This window comes from Streptomyces sp. NPDC047886, from assembly GCF_043204435.1.
Lineage (GTDB): Bacteria > Actinomycetota > Actinomycetes > Streptomycetales > Streptomycetaceae > Streptomyces.
Window position 1 is genome coordinate 199,151 of the sequence record NZ_JBIDCF010000005.1, and the last position, 19,102, is coordinate 218,252.

Sequence of the window (19,102 nt, forward strand, 5' to 3'; positions counted from 1 at the left end):
AGGCGCCGGCGCCGTCCGGAACCCTCCCCTCCTCTTTCAACAAACTGTTGACGTCAGCTTCGGGGCGTACTTACGCTCCTGTGCACCGCCAGCAGCTCCCGCACGAAAGGTCGACCCGACAACATGGCCCAGCGCGTGCTCACGACCGAGTCCGGCGCCCCCGTCGCCGACAATCAGAACTCCGCCACCGCCGGCGTCGGTGGCCCGCTCCTCCTCCAGGACCAGCACCTGCTGGAGAAGCTCGCCCGCTTCAACCGGGAGCGCATCCCGGAGCGCGTGGTGCACGCCCGTGGCTCCGGCGCGTACGGCTACTTCGAGGTGACCGACGACGTCACCGCGTTCACGAAGGCCGCCTTCCTCTCCGAGGTCGGCAAGCGCACCGACCTCTTCCTCCGGTTCTCCACGGTCGCGGACTCCCTCGGCGGCGCGGACGCGGTCCGCGACCCGCGCGGCTTCGCGGTGAAGTTCTACACCGAGGAGGGCAACTACGACCTCGTCGGCAACAACACCCCGGTGTTCTTCATCAAGGACCCGATCAAGTTCCCCGACTTCATCCACTCGCAGAAGCGCGACCCGTTCACGGGCAAGCAGGAGGCGGACAACGTCTGGGACTTCTGGGCGCACGCCCCCGAGGCGACGCACCAGATCACCTGGCTGTTCGGCGACCGCGGCATCCCCGCCTCGTACCGCCACATGAACGGCTACGGCTCGCACACCTACCAGTGGACGAACGCCGACGGCGAGGCCTTCTTCGTCAAGTACCACTTCAAGACGAACCAGGGGATCCGCTGCCTCTCCTCGGAGCAGGCGGCCGAGGTCGTCGGCAGCGACGCCAACTCCCACCAGACGGACCTGCTCCAGGCGATCGAGCGCGGGGTGAACCCGTCCTGGACCCTGTACGCGCAGATCATGCCGGCGGCCGAGGCGGCCGACTACCGCTTCAACCCGTTCGACCTCACCAAGGTGTGGCCGCACGCCGACTACCCGCTCCAGCGCGTCGGCCGGCTCGTGCTCGACCGCAACCCGGACAACGTCTTCGCCGAGGTCGAGCAGGCCGCGTTCTCGCCGAACAACTTCGTGCCGGGCATCGGTCCCTCGCCGGACAAGATGCTCCAGGGCCGGCTGTTCGCCTACGCGGACGCCCACCGCTACCGCCTCGGTGTCAACCACACCCAGCTGCCGGTGAACGCCCCGAAGGCCACGGTCGCGGACAACTACGGCCGCGACGGCTTCATGGCCACCCGCAACGGCTCCCGTCACGACAAGAACTACGAGCCGAACTCCTACTCCGGCCCGTCGCAGACCGACCAGGCCCTGTCGGCCGCCCTCGCGGTCTCCGGCCACACCGGCACCCACGCCGCCCCGGCCCATGTGAAGGACGACGACTTCTTCCAGGCCGGCGAGCTCTACCGGCTGATGTCGGACGAGGAGAAGGCCCGCCTCGTGGCGAACATCGCCGGCAGCCTGGCCCAGGTGTCACGCGAGGACGTCATCGAGAAGAACCTCGCCCACTTCCACGCCGCCGACGCCGACTACGGCAAGCGCGTCGAGGAAGCGGTCCGCTCGATCCGCGAGGACTGAGCCGGACACATCCCCAGACCGCGTACGGCATCCGGCGGGAGGTCGGTCGCCGTACGCAGTCCGCACCGCGGGCCCGGATGAGGGGTGGCCGGCGGTACGGACGGCGTGAGGACCGCGGTGGTGGGCGCACCAGTGCGGTGGTGAGGGAGCTTCGGTCGCCTTCTTGACCTGAAGGAAGGCCGGCCGGAACGCTCCCGTCGCCACCACCGCGGTCCATACCTCCCCCACGAACCCCGTCCGGCGGCGCGAACGTCCTGTCGCGCCAGCCTCGCACCGTCGGACGGTTTCACGTCCCCTCCCCGCACGGAGCGACACAGAGCGGCACAGAGCGATACAGAGCAGCACAGAGCAGCACAGAGCCAGAGCGCGGAACAGGTTTACGGTCCCTGTTCCGCGCTCTTCTCGTGCGCCGCCCTCCGTTCACGTGTTCCCGGCCCCAGCGGACACGGCGGACGGAGAAGAGAAGGAGGAGACAAGGGAGAAGAGGGAGAAGAGGGCGAGGAGGAGAAGGAGGAAGGAGAAGAGAAGCCGTCAGGAACGGCGGCGTCACGACAGGCGGGACGGGGAATGCTCTCCGTGACGGGTTCGCGACCCCGCGTGAACACCGTCCCCCCACACCGCCGTTGGAGGCTTCATGGCTGCCCCCTTATCCGCCGACCGCCTGCTGTCGGCCTTCCGTTCCGAAGGCGTCAAGGTCGTGGAGGTGGGCGACTGGCGTACCCACAACCGGAACCACGTCGGCCCGTGGGGCCCCGTGCACGGGGTGATGGTGCACCACACCGTCACCAGCGGCAGCGCACGTACGGTGGCGATCTGCCGTGACGGTTACAGCGGCCTGCCCGGCCCGCTGTGCCTGGGCGTCATCACCAAGGACGGCACCGTCCACCTCGTGGGCAACGGCCGCGCCAACCACGCCGGTGGCGGCGACCCGGCCGTGCTGGAGGCCGTGAAGGCCGAGTCGTACGGGACCAGACCGCCCGTGCCGACGAAGGGCAACAGCGACGGCATCGACGGCAACCGGCACTTCTACGGCTTCGAGTGCGAGAACCTCGGCGACGGCCGCGACCCGTGGCCGGCCGCCCAACTGGCGGCGATCGAGCGGGCGTCCGCCGCGATCTGCCGGGCGCACGGCTGGTCCGCGAAGAGCGTGATCGGGCACAGCGAATGGTCCGACGACAAGTCCGACCCGCGCGGCCCCGGCTTCACGTCGATGTCCTGGATGCGGAACCGGATCGCCGCCCGCCTCTCCGGCCAGAGCACGCCCACGCCCCCGTCACCACCCGTCGAGGAGGAGCCGATGACCGTGATCGACGCCAACAACACGCACGACGCCGCCCTGCCGAAGGGCACCTGGACGCTGCTGGCCCTGCCCGCGGAGGGCGGCCGCATCGCCGCCGGGCCCGGTTCGTACAGCGTCGGGGTGCATCTGACCATCACCGGGCTGCCGGCCGGCGCCCGGGTCACGGCCCGCTTCCACCGCGTCCACAAGGGCACCCGGAGCAACCGGCGTCCCCAGTACGCCTACGCCGACGCGCACGGCACGGTCGAGCACCGGTTCACGGACGCGGGCCGCCTGGTCGCGGGCGAGGAACTCCGCCTGGACGTACGGCCCGACGCCGCGTGCCGCCTCGTCCACCGCACGGTCTCGGGCCACACCTACGCCACCTGACCCGGGGCGTCCCGCCCCCGCACACCCCGGCCACCCCCCACACTCCGGCCACGCCGCACACCTCCGGCCACCCCGCACACCCACGCCGCCGTACACGACCGCGTCGCCACAGGCCCGCGCGGCTGCCACGCCCGCGCCCCGGCCGCCGCGCACACCCGGCCACCCGCACGCCCCGGCCGTCCCCGCGTCGCCGTACAGACCCGCGCCACCCGTACAGGCCGACAAACACCCGTACAGGCCCGCGCCGGCCTCGCACGCGGCCGCCCTGCACACTCGCGCCGCCATGCCTGGGCACGCCGCCATGCGTGGCCACGCCGCCTTGCATGACCACGCGGCCTCGCATGGCCACGCCGCCGTCCTCGGTCGGCCGGCTCGCGCTCAGTGGCTCACCGGCCGGGCGGGGTCGACCAGCTTGTCCAAGACCATCCGCACCGCCCGGTACGCGGTCTCGGCGATCTCGTCGGCGGCGTGGTCCTCCTCCGCTCGCGCCCAGTCGCGGGCGACCCGCAGTCGGCGGAGCAGTTCGTCGGCATCCACTACCTCGGCCATGCCCTTCGGCTACCCCGCTGGCGCGGTTGTGCACACGGACCGGCCCCCGCCCCGGTGGTCATCCGGGGCGGGGGCCGGTCGGTTCCCCTGCGGTGCGGTGTTCAGGTGCGGGTCAGGCGAGGGGCCGGACCGCCGTCGGGGCGTGACCGGGCTCGGTCGCCAGCTCCTCCCACTCCGTGATGTCGCTGATGTCCATGGTGCGGCTCATCGAGATGTTGGTGATCCGCTCCAGGATCGCCTCGACCACGACCGGCACCCGGTACTCGGCGGCCAGCTTCTTCGCCTCCTCGAAGGCGGGCAGCAGCTGGTCCGGCTCGGTGACGCGGATGGCCTTGCAGCCGAGGCCCTCGGCGACCTTGACGTGGTCGACGCCGTAGACACCGATCTCGGGCGAGTTGATGTTCTCGAACTCCAGGTTGACCTGGAAGTTGATGTCCAGGCCCGCCTGTGCCTGGCGGATCAGGCCCAGGTAGGAGTTGTTGACCAGGACGTGGACGTACGGGATGCGGTGCTGCGCGCCGACCGCCAGCTCCTCGATCATGAACTGGAAGTCGTAGTCGCCGGAGAGCGCGACGACCTGCGCCTCCGGGTCCGCCTTGGCGACGCCGAGCGCGGCGGGGATGGTCCAGCCGAGCGGGCCCGCCTGACCGCAGTTGATCCAGTGACGCGGCTTGTAGACGTGCAGCATCTGCGCGCCGGCGATCTGCGAGAGGCCGATGGTGGTGACGTAGCGCGTCTCCGGGCCGAAGGCCCTGTTCATCTCCTCGTACACGCGCTGCGGCTTCATCGGCACGTTGTCGAAGTGCGTACGGCGCTGCAGCGTGGCCTTGCGCTCCTGGGTGGAGGCGACCCACGCGGAGCGGTCGGGCAGCCTGCCGGCCGCCTTCAGCTCCTTCGCCACCTCGACGAAGAGCTCGAGCGCGGCCTTGGCGTCGGAGGCGATGCCGTAGTCCGGGGCGAAGATCTTGCCGATCTGGGTGGGCTCGATGTCGACGTGGACGAACTTCCGGCCCTTGGTGTAGACGTCCAGCTTGTAGCCGGTGTGGCGGTTGGCCCAGCGGTTGCCGACGCCGAGGACGAAGTCGGACTCCAGGAAGTTCGCGTTGCCGTAGCGGTGCGAGGTCTGGACGCCGACCATGCCGGCGTTCAGCTCGTGGTCGTCCGCGATGGCGCCCCAGCCCATCAGGGTCGGGATGACCGGGGTGCCGGTGAGCTCGGCGAACTCGACCAGCAGGTCGGCGGCGTCGGCGCTGATGATGCCGCCGCCGGCGACGATCAGCGGGCGCTCGGAGTCCAGCAGGAAGGAGATCGCCTTCTCGATCTGGGCGCGGGTCGCGGCGGGCTTGTAGACCGGCAGCGGCTCGTACGTCTCGGGGTCGAAGTCGATCTCGGTGAGCTGGACGTCGATCGGCAGGTCGATGAGGACCGGGCCGGGGCGGCCGGAGCGCATCAGGTGGAAGGCCTGCTGGAAGACGCCGGGGACCTGGGCGGCCTCCAGGACGGTGGTGGCCGCCTTGGTGACCGGCTTGGCGATCGACGCGATGTCGACGGCCTGGAAGTCCTCCTTGTGGATCACATGGGTCGGCGCCTGGCCGGTGATGCAGAGGATCGGGATCGAGTCGCCGATGGCCGAGTACAGGCCGGTGATCATGTCGGTGCCCGCGGGGCCGGACGTACCGATGCAGACACCGATGTTGCCCGGGTGGGTGCGGGTGTAGCCCTCGGCCATGTGCGAGGCGCCCTCGACGTGACGGGCGAGCGTGTGGTCGATGCCGCCGCCCTGTTCGAGGGCCTTGTAGAAGGGGTTGATCGCCGCGCCCGGCACACCGAACGCGTTGGTGACGCCTTCGCGCTTGAGGATCTCAACTGCCGCTCGGGCGGCGGTCATACGAGGCATGGGTGCTCCTGCTTCGGCCTGGCGGATTCAAGCTCTGTCGCGCCACCTGAGAGCTTTTTCCGTAATGCGGAAGTGTGTTTCTGTTATGTGGAAGCAATGTAGGCGGGCGCCCCGGAACACGTCAAGGGATGGCCGAACTCCCTCCCCAAGCGGCCGGGGTTGGTGGACGATGGGTGACGGAACGAAAGGGGCCGATCGCTGTGGGAGAGAACGTGCCGGTACGCTGCCCGGCCTGCCGCCGGGCGCATGTGTACGCGCCGCCCGTCTACCCGTGCGCGTGCGGGGCGCCCGTCGCGCCGCCCCTGCTCCAGGACGCTCCCGCCGAGCCGATCACGCACCGCACCTGGACCGACGAGTGGGTCGACGTCCGCTGCGCCGCCTGCGGCCGCCAGAACCAGTGGCCGCAGCCCGAGCTGGGCTGCCCCTGCGGCACGGTGCTGCGGATCCCGGTACGCCCGGTCGCCTCGGCGCGGCAGGCGGAACCGCCGTCCACCGGACCGTCACCGGCCGCGAGCCCCGGCGAGGCGGGGACCGGCGATACCCGGCCGGGCGACCCGCTGCCCGGGGAACCGGGGCCGGGCGCGACGGCATCGACCACCGGCGTGTCGACCGTACGGGCCACCGCACACATCCAGCCGGCCCCGGCCACGGCCGCCGGAGTGCCGCGCCCCTCCTTCAGCCCGGTCACCATCCGCACCGCACGCGACGCCGTGACCGCGGCCGCCCGCTACCTGCGCTGGCTCGGGTTCCGGGGCGTCGTGCAGCCCGAGGAGCGCCTCGGCGCCTCGCCGTCCGGCATCGAACTGCGCGGCCCCGGCCTGATCGCCCAGGTCGACCCCACGACACGGCCGGTGTCGCTGCGCGCCGTGGAGTGCCTGTGGCTGGAGGGCCTCGCGGCCTCGGCCCTCAGTGTCCACTTCTCGCTCGCCGGGTACGAGGAGAAGGCCCGCACCCGCGCGGACGGGGTCGGGCTGCCGCTGTTCGTCATGGACCTCACGGGCACGCCCCAGCCGGTGAACAGCGCGGCCGCCGAGCTGCTCGCGAGCGGGGCGTGACCGCCGCCCAGCGCCCCGCGACGCCTGGCCACGCACAGGGGTTGGCCGCGCGCAGGGGCAGCCGCCCGCGGGGGCGGCCACGCACAGAGACAGCCCCACGCGGGGGTCGGCCGCACGTAGGCGCCGTACAGCGCCGTGCCAGGTCGTAGCGCGCCGTACCTGCCCGCTCGTGAGCAATACACCTAGGCGTCGGCGCGTGAGCTCCCGTACCGCTCCCGCAGCTCCACCTTCCGTACCTTGCCGCTCACCGTCATCGGGAACGCCTCCAGGAGCTCCACCCGGCGCGGGATCTTGTAGTGCGCCAGCCGGTCGCGGCAGTACCCGGTGATCTCCTCGTGCGTGGGCGGGTCCGCCGGGTCGCGGGGGATCACACAGGCGAGGATCTCCTCGCCGTACCGCTCGTCGGGCACCCCGACGACCTGCACGTCGGCGATCTTGGGATGGCCGTAGAGGAACTCCTCGATCTCCCGGGGATAGACGTTCTCACCGCCCCGGATGATCATGTCCTTGATCCGGCCCACGATCCGGACGTAGCCGTCCTCCCGCATCACCGCCAGGTCGCCGGTGTGCATCCAGCCGCCGGCGTCGACCGCATCGGCGGTCTTCCCCGGGTCGTCCCAGTAGCCGAGCATGACGCCGTAGCCGCGGGTGCACAGCTCACCCGACTCCCCGCGCGGCAGCGTCACTCCGCTCGCCGGGTCGACCACCTTCACCTCGACGTGCGGGAGCACCCGGCCGACCGTGCCCGTACGGCGTTCCAGGTCGTCGTCGCGCCGCGTCTGGGTGGAGACGGGCGACGTCTCCGTCATGCCGTAGCAGATGGACACCTCGGCCATGTTCATCTCGGCGACGACCCGCTTCATCACCTCCACCGGGCAGGGTGATCCGGCCATGATCCCGGTCCGCAGCGACGACAGGTCGTACGCGGCGAAACCGGGCAGGTTCAGCTCGGCGATGAACATCGTCGGCACGCCGTACAGCGACGTGCACCGCTCGTGCTGGACGGCCTGGAGGGTGGCCGCCGGGTCGAACGAGGGCGCGGGGACGACCACGCACGCCCCGTGGGACGTGGCCGCCAGGTTCCCCATCACCATGCCGAAGCAGTGGTAGAAGGGCACGGGCAGACAGACGCGGTCCTGCTCCGTGTAGCCGATCATCTCCCCCACGAAGAAGCCGTTGTTGAGGATGTTGTGGTGGGAGAGAGTGGCGCCCTTGGGGAAGCCGGTGGTGCCGGAGGTGTACTGGATGTTGACGGGATCGTCGCAGGACAGCTCCGCCTCACGGGCCGTGAGCTCGGCGGCGTGGCCGGGAGTGGCCCGTGCGACGAGCCCGTCCCAGCTCGGGTCCCCGATGAAGACGGTCTCACGCAGCGCCGGGCACTCGCCGCGCACCTGCTCGACCAGCGCCCGGTAGTCGCTGGTCTTGTGCGCCAGGGACGCGACCAGGAGCGAGACGCCCGCCTGGTTCAGTACGTACGCCAGTTCGTGGGCCCGGTACGCGGGGTTGATGTTCACCATGATCGCGCCGATCCGGGCGGTGGCGTACTGCGTGAGCACCCACTCAGGGCAGTTGACCGCCCAGATGCCGACCCGGTCGCCCTTGGCGATCCCGGAGGCGAGCAGCGCCCGGGCGAGCTCGTCCACGGCCGCGCCGAACTCGGCGTACGTCCAGCGCCGCCCTGACGGCACGTCGACGAGCGCCTCGCGGCCGGGGAAGCGGGCGACCGCCCGTGCGAGGTTCGCGCCGATGGTGTCGCCGAGCAGCGGGGTCGCGCTCGTCCCGTGGGCGTAGGAGAGGCCGGTCACCGGAAGTCCCCCTCGTGGTACTCGTCGGTCGAGCCGGCCGCCGTGCGTTCCCTCAGCTCGATGCGGCGGATCTTCCCCGACACGGTCTTGGGCAGCTCGGCGAACTCGATGCGGCGGACGCGCTGGTACGGGGCGAGGACCTTGCGCGCGTGCGCGAACAGGGCCTTCGCCGTGTCCGGGCCCGGCTCCCAGCCGTCGGCGAGCACGATGTACGCCTTGGGTACGGCGAGGCGCAGCGGGTCGGGCGCGGGTACGACGGCGGCCTCCGCGACCGCCTCGTGCTCCAGGAGGGCGCTCTCCAGCTCGAAGGGGGAGATCTTGTAGTCGCTGGCCTTGAAGACGTCGTCCGCCCTGCCGACAAAGGTGAGGTATCCGTCCTCGTCGCGGGACGCGATGTCACCCGTGCGGTAGTAGCCGTTCGCCATCGCCTCGGCCGTCCGCTCGGCGTCGCCGTGGTAGCCGGTCATCAGCCCCACGGGCCGGCCGGACAGGTCGAGGGCGATCTCTCCCTCGGCCGCGCCGGGCTTTCCGGTCACCGGGTCGAGGAGTTCGACCCGGAAGCCGGGGCTGGGCCGGCCCATGGAGCCGGCCTTGAGGAGCTGCCCCGGGCTGTTGGAGACCTGGACGGCCGTCTCCGTCTGCCCGAAGCCGTCGCGGATCGTGACGCCCCAGGCGCGCCGGACGGTCTCGATGACCTCGGGGTTGAGCGGCTCGCCGGCCGCGACGACCTCCCTCGGCGGGATGCGCAGTGCGGACAGATCGGCCTGGATCAGCATCCGCCAGACGGTCGGCGGGGCGCAGAAGGCGGTGACGCCGTGCCGGTCCATCTCGGCCATCAGGCGGGCCGGGTCGAAGCGGCTGTAGTTGTGCAGGAAGACGGTCGCCTCGGCGTTCCACGGCGCGAAGAGGTTGGACCAGGCGTGCTTGGCCCAGCCGGGCGACGAGATGTTGAGATGGACGTCGCCGGGGCGCAGGCCGATCCAGTACATCGTCGCCAGATGGCCGATGGGGTACGAGGTGTGGGTGTGTTCCACGAGTTTGGGGCGGGCCGTGGTGCCGGAGGTGAAGTAGAGCATCAGCGGGTCGGTGGCCTCGGTCGGCCCGTCCGGCATGAAGCCCGCACCCTCCTCGTACGCGTCCTCGTAGGGCAGCCATCCGGACGGCGCGCCGCCGACCGCGATACGGGTGTAATCCCCCGGTACGTCGGTGAACTTGGCGGTGTCCGGTGCCCGGACGATCACATGGCGGGCCCGGCCGCGATCGACCCGGTCCCGGAGATCGGCGGTGCCGAGGAGCGGCGTGGCGGGGATGACCACGGCGCGCAGCTTCATCGCGGCGAGGGCGATCTCCCACAGTTCGGCCTGGTTGCCGAGCATCACGATGACGCGGTCGCCCGCCCTGACGCCCTGGGCGCGCAGCCAGTTGGCGGCCCGGTCCGAGCGGTCGGACATCTGGGCGAAGGGCAGCCGGGTCTCGGCACCGTCCTCCTCGACGATGTGCAGGGCCGTCCTGTCGTTGGCGGCGGCGATGGTGTCGAACCAGTCCAGTGCCCAGTTGAAGCGGGCGGGCCGTGGCCAGCTGAAGCCCTTGTACGCGGTGTCGTAGTCCTCCCGGTGCCGCAGCAGGAAGTCCCGGGCGGCCCGGAACTCCCGCGTCGCTTCGCTGTCCGACATGTGTCCTCCTCGTTGCGGGACCGGTCACCGGCATCGTGTAATCGGTGACGCAGGTCTCACTACCCCCGGACGGGGGTGAAGGAGCCCGCACGGGGGTGAGGGGGCGGTGCGCGTGGCGGAGCAGGCGGACGTGGCGGAGTTGCGGACGGCCCTGCTGCGTCTGCGCCGCGCCACCGGGCTGCCGGTCACGTTCGGCGGACTGCTCGGCGACCCGCGCCGGCTGCGCATCGGCGAGCTGAACGGCACGTCGTCCGAGGCGCTGCGCGGGCTCGCGGTCAGCTCGGGCAGCGGCCTGGGCGGCCGGTCCATCGCCCTGACCCGGCCCTGTGCGGTCACCGACTACCGCGCCGCCCGCCACATCAGCCACGAGTACGACGAGGCGGTGGCGGCGGAAGGGCTGCGGGCGGTGGTGGCGGTACCGGTCGTGGTGCGGCGCAGGGTGCGGGCCGTGCTGTACGGGGCGCTGCGCCACCCGCAGCGGCTCGGCGACCGGATTCTCGACGCGGCGGTGGCGGCCGCCCGCGACATGGAGCAGGCCCTGGTCGTACGGGACGCGGAGCCCCGGCCGCGGTGGGGCTGCCCACCCGGCGCGGGGGCCACCGGCCGGGGGCCGGCCGGATGGCAGCCGGGACCGGGCGGGCCGGGACCGGGGGTGGCGGGGCCGGGCGGGCTGGGACCGGGGGTGGCGGGACCGGGCGGTGGCTCCGCCGCCTGGGAGCACGTCCGTGCCGCGCACGGCGAGCTGCGGGCGCTGGCGCCCCGCATCGCCGACCCCGCGCTGCGCGCCGAGCTCCTGGCGGCGTGCGGTCGCCTCGCCACGGCGGCGGATCCCCCCGCCGGGGCCGGGCCGCCGCCCGTCGCGCTGGCGCCCCGTGAGCTGGACGTGCTGGCCGCGGTGGCGGCGGGCGCGACGAACGCGGCCGCGGCGCGGCGGCTGGGGCTCCGCCCGGAGACGGTCAAGGGCTATCTGCGCTCGGCGATGCGGAAGCTCGGCGCCCACACCCGGCTGGAGGCCGTGGTCGCGGCGCGCCGGGCGGGTCTGCTGCCCTGAGCGTCCGCCCGGCGAAGACCCGTGGGCGCACCGTCGCCTACGGACACCCCGATAGCCCCCCGACCGAACCCGCGACAGAACCCCCGGCAGAACCCCCGGCAGAACCCCCGGCAGAACCCCCGGCAGAACAGAACACGACTCCCCCTGACGGAAGAAGGCCCGCCGGGGATACCGTCGTCGGCATGGTGACGACGGACCGCTTCCTCGCCTTCGCGGCGATGTCACTGCTGGTGATCGTGATCCCGGGCCCGAGCGTGCTGTTCGTGATCGGGCGCGCCCTGGCGCACGGGCGGCGGACGGCGCTGGCGACGGTGCTGGGCAACGTCGCCGGCTCGTACCTGATCGTGGTGGCGGTCGCCCTCGGTGTCGGCGCGCTGGTCGAGCGGTCGGCCTCGGTGTTCCTGGCGGTGAAGCTGGCGGGCGCGGCCTATCTGGTCTTCCTGGGCGTGCAGGCGTTCCGGCACCGGGGCGCGATGAAGGCGGCGCTGGACAGGACGCCCGACCGGGCGGCGGCCGCGCCGCGCGTACGGCACGGGGATGTGCGCACCGCGCTGGAAGGCGTGGTCGTGGGCATCACCAACCCGAAGGGCATCGTCTTCTTCGCGGCGGTGCTGCCGCAGTTCGTGGACCACGCGGCCGGGCAGGTGGCCGCGCAGATGCTGCTGCTCGGCCTCGTCCCGATCGGGATCGGTCTGGTGACGGACACGCTGTGGGGGCTGGGCGCGGCGGCGGCGCGCGGCTGGTTCGCCGGTTCGGAGCGGCGGCTGTCGCTGGTGGGCGGCGCGGGAGGCTTCGCGATGATCGGGCTCGGTGTGACGGTGGCGGCGACGGGCCGCGCGGACTGAGCCGGGCTCGCCGCCCCGGGCGGCCCCGGTCGGCCCGCCTACGCGTCGGGCTCATCGAACCGTACGTCGCGCGACGGGGCGGCGCTCAGCGCGGCGAGGGTGCGCTCGCCCTCCGCCACGAGGGCGGCGCGCGCCGCACGGTCGAGCGCGGTGAAGGGCCGCACCGTGATCGTGGCCGTGTCGCCGGTCTCCTCCAGCCGCCAGGTCCCGGCGAGGAACCCGTCGACGAGGAACGTGCGGAGGGCCTGGTTCCCCGTCCACGTGCGGTTCTTGTGCTCTCCCGGTACGACGCGGGTGCGGTCGGCGTGCGACAGCAGCAGGTTGTCGAACTCCGGCAGGAAGCGTGGCGGCGCCGGCGTCTCCGGGTCCGGGCGGGGTGCGTCGGGCAGGTCGAAGAGCTCGGCCCCGTACGGGTCGCGGAAGGTCAGCAGCCGTGGCCTCAGCCGCTCGAAGGACTCCCGCAGCCGGGTCAGCCCCGACCAGGTCTGCATGTCCTTGACGGACGCGGGACCGAACGCGCCGAGGTAGCGCAGAACGGTGTCGTCCGCGTTCTCCGGCACCGGGCCGGGCGCGCGGCCGAGCCAGACCTCGGCGGTGGTGAGGGCGACCTGCCCGCCGCGCCCCCACAGGCCGCGCGGGGTGACCTGGACCAGCGGCAGCAGGCAGCGGGCCGCCACGGTGAGGGCGAGCGGGTCGGCGTCGGGCCAGCGGGCGAGCAGCGCCGTACGGATCTCCTTCGGGGTGCGCGGCCGCTCCTCGACCAGCTCCCGGGTCATGGCGGCCAGCACGTCCAGGTCCACCCCGGCGAGCCCTTTGCGGAACAGGGACACCTCGCGGTCGCGGGCCGGCTGGACGAGAGGCCGCAGGGCGAGCACATCGTCGGCGGTGTGCGTGTGCAGGGTGGAGCGCATGCTGACGATCCGGGCCACCTGCCGTGTCTCCATCAGTCCGGACAGCTCATCGGGCCGGAAGCCGTCGAGCCTGGCGGCGAGCGCGAAGTACGGCGGTCCGGGGTTCTGGGCCTGGAGCCCCACGAGGTGTTCGACGGCATGCAGGGCGGACATCGGGGTACGCCGCAGCAGGAGTTGCCGTTCGAGGGTGGCGCGGTTCAGGGCGCGGGTGGAGAGCACGGGCTGTGCGGTCGAGGCCATGCGCCGCACGGTACTCAGGCTTGCGGACACCTTCTGTCCGCAACCGCGTTCCCCACCCGTCATGCCCGGTCAAAACGGGGCGTATATCCTGCTCGGGACTTCGAGGAGTACAGGAGGTGAGACCGCGATGACCCTGCCGTCGCGAAAGCACAACTGGCGGCGCCGACCAGAACCGGAGGCGTCCCCGCCGATCGCCGTACCCGTGCCCCAGGGGGACCAGGGCAGCGTCGTCCAGGCCTCGCTGTACCGCGACGGATACAAGGTGTCCGCGCCGACCTCGCTCTCGGAGACGTTCCGGCAGCTGCGCGAGCAGCCGGACGGCATGGCGTGGATCGGGCTGCACCGCCCGTCCGAGACGCAACTGCTCTCGCTCGCGGCCGAGTTCGACCTCCACGAACTCGCCGTCGAGGACGCCATGGAGGCCCATCAGCGACCGAAGCTCGAACGGTACGGCGACACGCTCTTCGTCGTGCTGCGCGCGGCCCGCTACCTGGACGCCCAGGAGGAGGTCGAATTCGGCGAACTGCACGTCTTCGTCGGCCCCGACTTCCTGATCACCGTCCGCCACGGCGCGGCGCCGGACCTCTCGGCGGTGCGCCGCCGCATGGAGGAGACCCCGGAGCTCCTCGCCCTCGGCCCGGAAGCGGTGCTCTACGCCATCCTGGACGCGGTGGTCGACGGCTACGCCCCGGTGGTGGCGGGCGTGCAGAACGACATCGACGAGATCGAGACGGAGGTCTTCCGCGGCGACCCGGCGGTGTCCCGCCGCATCTACGAACTCTCCCGCGAGATGGTCGAGTTCCAGCGAGCCACCCGCCCCCTGGTCGCCATGCTGCACGGTCTGATGGCCGGCTTCGCCAAGTACGGCACGGACGAGGAGCTCCAGCGCTACCTCCGCGACGTCGCCGACCACGTCACCCACACCAGCGAACGCGTGGACGGCTTCCGCCAGGCCCTGACCGAGATCCTCACGGTCAACGCGACCCTGGTGACCCAGCAGCAGAACGCGGAGATGCGCGCCCTGGCGGAAGCCGGCTTCGAGCAGAACGAGGAGATCAAGAAGATCTCCTCCTGGGCGGCGATCCTGTTCGCTCCGACGCTGGTCGGGACGATCTACGGCATGAACTTCGACGCGATGCCCGAGCTGGAGTGGGCGTACGGCTACCCCTTCGCGATCCTGCTGATGGCGGTGGTGTGCATGAGCCTGTACTTCGTGTTCAAGCGGCGGGACTGGCTGTAGGCGGCACACCGGACACACCTGTACGGGCGGACCGCGCATTTACCAAACGGGTCGCCCCGAATGCTTGAGCCATGACACTTCCCGACGGTCGCCGCGGGCGCCCGAGAGACAGTCGCGCCCATGAGGCGATCCTGGCGGCCACGGCCGAGTTGCTGACCGAGGTGGGCTACGCCGCCACCTCCATCGGCGCTGTCGCCGCCCGCGCCGGTAGCGGTAAGGACACCGTCTACCGGCGCTGGTCCGGCAAGGCCGAGCTGGTGTACGAGGCCGTCTTCACCGCCACCGAGTCGGCTCCCGTCCCGGATACCGGCAGCCTGAACGGTGACCTGGCGGCGCTGGTGGAGAGCCTGCTGGCGGAGTTCACCGCCCCGGCCGCCGCCGCGGCCCTGCCCGGGCTCCTCGCGGACTTCGCCGCCAGTCCCGAGCTGCGGACCCGGGTCCGGAGCCACTTCCTGGCGCCCGCCAAGGCAGGCTTGACCGAGGTGTTCGAGCGCGCCGTCCAGCGTGGCGAAACGAACTCCGCCGTCCCGGTGGACCTGGTGCTCGACACCCTGGCCGGAGCGGTCTTCTTCCATGTCGGACTGGTCGGCGAACCCGCCACCCGGGAGCTTGCCGCTCGACTGGCCGCCTTGGTCAGCCGTGGAATCGAGGTCCGGTGAACGGCTGGTTCCTGGCCGCCGGCCTCACCAGCGCGGGCGTCGCCGCGATCCATGTCCTCGCCGGGGGCCGTGACGTGGTCCGGCCGCTGCTGCGCGGCGATCTGCCGGACGAGCCGCGCCGGGTGCTGCACGCCGTCTGGCACATGGTCACCGCCGACCTGGTCCTGGCGGCCGCCGCGCTGATCTGGCTGGCCCTGTACCACCGTCCCGGCGGCGACCTGGTGGCCTGGCTGCTGGCCGCCCACTTCCTGGCCTACTCCGTGGCGTTCCTGGTGATATCGCTGGCAGCCGACTGGTCGAAGCCGTGGCTGAGACTGCCGCAGTGGCTGCTGCTCCTCCCCGTGGGGGCGCTGGCCGCTGTCGGCGCCCTGTGACCGGCGGCCGTGCCCGGTTGATCACAGCGGCGGTCCGGTGGTCGGTGCGGCCGGCCGCGCGTCGGCGGCCGTGCGCGGCGCCCGGCGGGGCGGCTCACCGTGCGGGGGGGGCGCGGCCGCCGCGCCGCGGCGCCGCACGCTTCGGGGTCCGAGCGGCCTTCCAGCAGTGCGACGCGGGCTCCACGGCGCGCGAGGAGGATCGCCGCGGCGCTGCCGGCGAGGCCGGCTCCGCCGATGACGACGTCGTAGTCGCGCCCCGTGCTCTCAGGCTCGGTCATGAGCTGATCGCTCCCTTCGGGGTGTGCGGCCGTTCGCGGAAGTCGCGGCGCCACCGCCGCCAGGCGCGGGCCGGCCGCGAGGAGCTCCTTATCGACTGACATGCCATCAGTTCCCTGTGCGGGCAACCGAGTTGGCCGCGCTGCGGAGGTGGCGCCGGTGGGAGGTCACCGGTCGCCCCGCGCGGGGTGGAGGGTCCGGCCGGATACGGAACGGTGCCCTCACATGTGCGGTGTCAGGCCCTGTGCGGCGTAGTAGGCGTGCAGGGCCGCTTCACTGCCGGAGCCCAGGGCCGTCATGACGCGCTGGTAGCGGGCCGAGCGCAGGTCGCCGGCGATGATGACGCGGGGGTGCTGGTCGGCCGGGCGGCAGTAGCCGGCCGTGTCGCGGACGAGGTCGCCGGGCGGGGCGGTGGGGGCGTTGCCGATGGCGAGGAAGGCGGCGTCCGCCGCGACCTGTCGCCGTTCGCCGGACCGGTCCAGGATCTCGGCGGTCGCGGCGCTCGCCGAGGTGTGCAGGGTGAGGTGCTCGACGGGGAGAAGGGTGACTCGGGGGTCTTCGCGGAGCTCCTCGGTCTTGTAGTCGTCGCCGGGCGGGAAGGCGACGAGGAGTCGGGTGTCCGTATGCGGGTGGGCGCGCAGGAAGGTGCCGGTCGTGCGGTCGCCGCCGAGGATCAGCAGGGTGCGGCCTTCGGCGTCGTCGGCTCCGGCCCGCCAGAGCGGGGGCGGGGTGGGGACGGGCGGGGCGGTGATCCAGGGGACGTCGCGGGGCTGGAGCGGGCCGACGCCGGTGGCGACGACGGCGTACGGGGCGGTCAGGCGGGTGGCGGTGTCCAGGGTGGCGGTGCCCAGGGTGGCGGTGTCCAGGGTGACGGTCACATGGTTGCCGTGGGCGTGGAGTCCGGTGGCGTGGCGGCCGAGTTCGAGACGGCACAGCCGGGTGCTCGTGAGCTGTGCGGTGATCGCGTCGGCCAGCTCCACGCCGTCGGTGTAGCCGCCGAGGACGTTGTTCAGCGCCGTGATGCGGTACAGGTTGCGGCACAGACGGTCCGGCTCTATCAGGACCGAGCGCATGCCCACACTCGCGGCCATGCTCGCGGCGGCGCAGCCGGCCGGGCCTCCGCCGATGACGATCAGGTCGGTGTCGAGGGAGCCCGTCGCATCGGTACGGGACGGTGTGGCGGCCATGGGGCCATTCCAGCACCACCGCGAGGGGGCGCGCGGGGGCGGGTCGGCGCGGGGGCCGACCGGTGGCTCGCGAACGGCGGAGCCTGAACACCCGGTAGCCTGAACACCCGGTTTTCGTCATCTTGACGACAACCGGAAAGGCCATTATCGTCTTGGTGACGACAAAAGAGGGGGGCCGGTCGTGGCCGACGTCAGCAGGCGCCTGGGATGGCGCCACCTCCGTTCCGTTCCCACCACGCACATCCGCCATCTGCGGCGCGGGCGGCTCGCGCACGAGGGGGCGGGCATCAGCTTCTGGTACCGGGCGTTGACGGCGGCTCTGTCGGAGGTCCCGGTCGACGACCGCGAACTGGCGATGACGTTCCACGCCCGTACGGCCGACTTCCAGGACGTGACCGTGCAGGCCACCGTCACCTACCGGATCGACGCGCCGGAGACGGCCGCCGCACGGCTGGACTTCTCCATCGACCCCGACACCGGGGCCTGGCGCGGCGCGCCGCTGGAGCAGATCTCCACGCTGCTCACCGAGATCGCCCAGCAGCACGCGCTGGACGTGCTCGCCCGTACGCCGCTCGCCGAATCGCTGGTGAGCGGGGTCGCGGCCGTACGGGCGCAGATCGCCGAAGGGCTGGCGGGCGAACCCCGGCTGCCGGACACCGGGATCGGGGTCGTGGCCGTCCGGGTGGTGGCCGTGCGCCCGGAACCCGAGGTGGAGCGGGCCCTGCGCACGCCCGCCCGGGAGCAGATCCAGCAGGAGGCCGACCGGGCGACGTACGAACGGCGTGCCGTCGCGGTCGAGCACGAGCGGACCATCGCCGAGAACGAGCTGGCCAGCAGGATCGAACTCGCCCGGCGCGAGGAGCGGCTGGTCGAGCAGCGCGGCACCAACGCCCGCCGCGAGGCGGAGGAGAAGGCCGCCGCCGACGCCGTCCGCGCCGAGGCGGAGGCGGACCGTGTCGTACGGCTGGCCCTCGCGCAGGCGCGGGCCGAGCGCGAGACCGGCGCCGCGAAGGCGGAGGCGCGGGCCGCCTGGCTGCGGGCGCACGGCGAGACCGACCCGGCGACGCTGCACGCCCTGGCCGTCAACCGGATCGCGGACAACCTGCCCCGTATCGACAGCCTGACCGTCTCCCCCGACCTGCTCAGCGGGCTGCTCACCAGGCTGAGCGCCGGCACGGAGCGACGGCCGTGAGCCTCGCGCCCCGCGCGGTGCTGGTGCACCGCACCACCGAGTACGAGGAGCTTCTCGTACGGCACGGCACCCACGGCCACGCCGAGTTCTTCCTCCGCACCCACGGGCAGGGCATCGGCGATGTGCTCGAACGGCATCACCGTACGAAGCGGGCCCTGGCCGCCGCGGTGGCCGCCGTGCCGCTCACCTGGCGGCAGGCCAGGGTCGAGCGCGCCGACCTCGACCGCTTCCTCTTCGCGCCGGAGGACGTGGTCGTCGTCGTGGGGCAGGACGGACTGGTCGCGAACGCCGCCAAGTACCTGTCGGGGCAGCCGGTCGTCGGGATCGACAGCGAACCGGGCCGCAATCCCGGTGTCCTGGTCCGGCACCGGGCGGGGCGGGCACCCGCCCTGCTGAAGGCCGCGCTCTCCCGGCGGAGCGCGGTCGACGAGCTGACGATGGTGGAGGCCGTGACCGATGACGCCCAGCGCCTGGTCGCCCTCAACGAGATCTACGTCGGCCAGGCCGGGCACCAGACGGCCCGGTACCTGCTGGCACCCGAGGAGGACGTGCCTCCGGAGCACCAGGCCTCCTCCGGGGTCGTCGTCGGGACCGGTACCGGAGCCACCGGCTGGCTGCGCTCCCTGTCGCAGCAGCGGGGCGGGGCGCGGGCCATGCCGGGCCCGGCCGACCGCGCCCTCGCCTGGTTCGTACGGGAGGCCTGGGCGTCGCCCGCCACCGGCACGTCCCTCGTGGAGGGCGTGCTCGGCTCGGCGGCGCGGCTGCGGCTCACCGTCGAGTCCGACCGGCTGGTCGCCTTCGGCGACGGCATGGAGACGGACGCCCTCCAGCTGACACGGGGACAGACGGTCCGCCTCGGCGTCTCGGACACCGCGCTACGGCTGGTGACCTGACCGGG

The 19,102-nt window shown here is 72.5% G+C and carries 16 protein-coding genes and 1 pseudogene; 10 read left to right on the forward strand and 7 right to left on the reverse strand.

The features are described from left to right. The first annotated feature begins 123 nt into the window (after positions 1 to 123). Both ACGF5U_RS18960 and ACGF5U_RS18965 read left to right on the forward strand, forming a co-directional pair. Positions 124 to 1,581: a catalase gene (locus ACGF5U_RS18960; RefSeq protein ID WP_392715535.1), complete on the forward strand. Its 1,458-nt coding sequence runs from the start codon at positions 124 to 126 to the stop codon at positions 1,579 to 1,581. A 634-nt stretch (positions 1,582 to 2,215) separates the two neighbouring features. After that, complete coding sequence (locus ACGF5U_RS18965) at positions 2,216 to 3,250, forward strand: N-acetylmuramoyl-L-alanine amidase (RefSeq protein ID WP_392715534.1); 1,035 nt, start codon at positions 2,216 to 2,218, stop codon at positions 3,248 to 3,250. A 378-nt stretch (positions 3,251 to 3,628) separates the two neighbouring features. Here ACGF5U_RS18965 and ACGF5U_RS18970 read toward each other — a convergent pair whose 3' ends face one another. Then, complete coding sequence (locus tag ACGF5U_RS18970) at positions 3,629 to 3,799, reverse strand: hypothetical protein (protein WP_392715533.1); 171 nt, start codon at positions 3,797 to 3,799, stop codon at positions 3,629 to 3,631. 112 nt (positions 3,800 to 3,911) lie between these two features. Next, positions 3,912 to 5,696, reverse strand: a complete 1,785-nt coding sequence (gene gcl / locus ACGF5U_RS18975) for a glyoxylate carboligase (RefSeq protein ID WP_392715532.1) — start codon at positions 5,694 to 5,696, stop codon at positions 3,912 to 3,914. 200 nt (positions 5,697 to 5,896) lie between these two features. Between gcl and ACGF5U_RS18980 the strand changes: the two genes are divergently transcribed. Continuing rightward, complete coding sequence (locus tag ACGF5U_RS18980; protein WP_392715531.1) at positions 5,897 to 6,751, forward strand: hypothetical protein; 855 nt, start codon at positions 5,897 to 5,899, stop codon at positions 6,749 to 6,751. A gap of 182 nt (positions 6,752 to 6,933) precedes the next feature. Here the strand turns inward: ACGF5U_RS18980 and ACGF5U_RS18985 are convergent, their stop codons facing one another. Both ACGF5U_RS18985 and ACGF5U_RS18990 read right to left on the reverse strand, forming a co-directional pair. Beyond that, the gene (locus tag ACGF5U_RS18985) at positions 6,934 to 8,556 is read right to left on the reverse strand and encodes an AMP-binding protein (RefSeq protein WP_392715530.1); all 1,623 of its coding nucleotides are present in this window, start codon (positions 8,554 to 8,556) and stop codon (positions 6,934 to 6,936) included. Beyond that, complete coding sequence (locus tag ACGF5U_RS18990; protein WP_392715529.1) at positions 8,553 to 10,229, reverse strand: AMP-binding protein; 1,677 nt, start codon at positions 10,227 to 10,229, stop codon at positions 8,553 to 8,555. The genes ACGF5U_RS18985 and ACGF5U_RS18990 overlap by 4 nt, the downstream gene beginning before the upstream one ends. 112 nt (positions 10,230 to 10,341) lie before the next feature. Here ACGF5U_RS18990 and ACGF5U_RS18995 point away from each other — a divergent pair, with 112 nt between their 5' ends. Beyond that, a complete protein-coding gene (locus ACGF5U_RS18995; protein WP_392715528.1) occupies positions 10,342 to 11,280 on the forward strand; it encodes a LuxR C-terminal-related transcriptional regulator in 939 nt (312 codons plus the stop codon). A gap of 182 nt (positions 11,281 to 11,462) precedes the next feature. Continuing rightward, positions 11,463 to 12,125: a LysE family translocator gene (locus ACGF5U_RS19000; protein ID WP_392715527.1), complete on the forward strand. Its 663-nt coding sequence runs from the start codon at positions 11,463 to 11,465 to the stop codon at positions 12,123 to 12,125. Between the two features lie 38 nt (positions 12,126 to 12,163). On the opposite strand, the gene ACGF5U_RS19005 is transcribed toward ACGF5U_RS19000, so the two are convergent. Further along, positions 12,164 to 13,276, reverse strand: a complete 1,113-nt coding sequence (locus tag ACGF5U_RS19005) for a winged helix DNA-binding domain-containing protein (RefSeq protein ID WP_392715526.1) — start codon at positions 13,274 to 13,276, stop codon at positions 12,164 to 12,166. A gap of 127 nt (positions 13,277 to 13,403) precedes the next feature. Here ACGF5U_RS19005 and ACGF5U_RS19010 point away from each other — a divergent pair, with 127 nt between their 5' ends. The 3 genes from ACGF5U_RS19010 (at position 13,404) to ACGF5U_RS19020 (ending at position 15,549) form a co-directional block, all read left to right on the forward strand. After that, a complete protein-coding gene (locus ACGF5U_RS19010) occupies positions 13,404 to 14,516 on the forward strand; it encodes a magnesium and cobalt transport protein CorA (RefSeq protein WP_392715525.1) in 1,113 nt (370 codons plus the stop codon). Positions 14,517 to 14,587: 71 nt separating this feature from the next. Beyond that, positions 14,588 to 15,175, forward strand: coding sequence for a TetR/AcrR family transcriptional regulator (locus tag ACGF5U_RS19015; RefSeq protein ID WP_392715524.1), 588 nt, complete (start codon positions 14,588 to 14,590; stop codon positions 15,173 to 15,175). Beyond that, positions 15,172 to 15,549, forward strand: coding sequence for a hypothetical protein (locus ACGF5U_RS19020; protein WP_392715523.1), 378 nt, complete (start codon positions 15,172 to 15,174; stop codon positions 15,547 to 15,549). Before ACGF5U_RS19015 ends, ACGF5U_RS19020 begins: the two co-directional genes overlap by 4 nt. Positions 15,550 to 15,668: 119 nt before the next feature. Here the strand turns inward: ACGF5U_RS19020 and ACGF5U_RS19025 are convergent. Together ACGF5U_RS19025 and ACGF5U_RS19030 are read right to left on the reverse strand one after the other, a co-directional pair. Next, positions 15,669 to 15,929: pseudogene (locus ACGF5U_RS19025) on the reverse strand (NAD(P)-binding protein); the annotation flags it as partial. Between the two features lie 117 nt (positions 15,930 to 16,046). Then, positions 16,047 to 17,012, reverse strand: a complete 966-nt coding sequence (locus ACGF5U_RS19030) for an FAD-dependent oxidoreductase (protein WP_392715522.1) — start codon at positions 17,010 to 17,012, stop codon at positions 16,047 to 16,049. A 181-nt stretch (positions 17,013 to 17,193) separates the two neighbouring features. On the opposite strand from ACGF5U_RS19030, the gene ACGF5U_RS19035 reads away from it, so the two are divergent. Beyond that, positions 17,194 to 18,204: an SPFH domain-containing protein gene (locus tag ACGF5U_RS19035; protein WP_392715521.1), complete on the forward strand. Its 1,011-nt coding sequence runs from the start codon at positions 17,194 to 17,196 to the stop codon at positions 18,202 to 18,204. Continuing rightward, positions 18,201 to 19,097 (forward strand): hypothetical protein, encoded by an 897-nt coding sequence (locus ACGF5U_RS19040; RefSeq protein WP_392715520.1) that lies wholly within the window; start codon positions 18,201 to 18,203, stop codon positions 19,095 to 19,097. The genes ACGF5U_RS19035 and ACGF5U_RS19040 overlap by 4 nt, the downstream gene beginning before the upstream one ends. The last annotated feature ends 5 nt before the right edge of the window (positions 19,098 to 19,102 follow it).

Coding starts and splice junctions, on each gene's coding strand:
- ACGF5U_RS18960 (WP_392715535.1), top strand. CDS start 124: ATGGCCCAGCGCGTGCTCACGACCGAGTCCGGCGCCCCCGTCGCCGAC.
- ACGF5U_RS18965 (WP_392715534.1), top strand. CDS start 2,216: ATGGCTGCCCCCTTATCCGCCGACCGCCTGCTGTCGGCCTTCCGTTCC.
- ACGF5U_RS18970 (WP_392715533.1), bottom strand. CDS start 3,799: ATGGCCGAGGTAGTGGATGCCGACGAACTGCTCCGCCGACTGCGGGTC.
- gcl (WP_392715532.1), bottom strand. CDS start 5,696: ATGCCTCGTATGACCGCCGCCCGAGCGGCAGTTGAGATCCTCAAGCGC.
- ACGF5U_RS18990 (WP_392715529.1), bottom strand. CDS start 10,229: ATGTCGGACAGCGAAGCGACGCGGGAGTTCCGGGCCGCCCGGGACTTC.
- ACGF5U_RS19000 (WP_392715527.1), top strand. CDS start 11,463: ATGGTGACGACGGACCGCTTCCTCGCCTTCGCGGCGATGTCACTGCTG.
- ACGF5U_RS19005 (WP_392715526.1), bottom strand. CDS start 13,276: ATGGCCTCGACCGCACAGCCCGTGCTCTCCACCCGCGCCCTGAACCGC.
- ACGF5U_RS19010 (WP_392715525.1), top strand. CDS start 13,404: ATGACCCTGCCGTCGCGAAAGCACAACTGGCGGCGCCGACCAGAACCG.
- ACGF5U_RS19015 (WP_392715524.1), top strand. CDS start 14,588: ATGACACTTCCCGACGGTCGCCGCGGGCGCCCGAGAGACAGTCGCGCC.
- ACGF5U_RS19030 (WP_392715522.1), bottom strand. CDS start 17,012: ATGGCCGCCACACCGTCCCGTACCGATGCGACGGGCTCCCTCGACACC.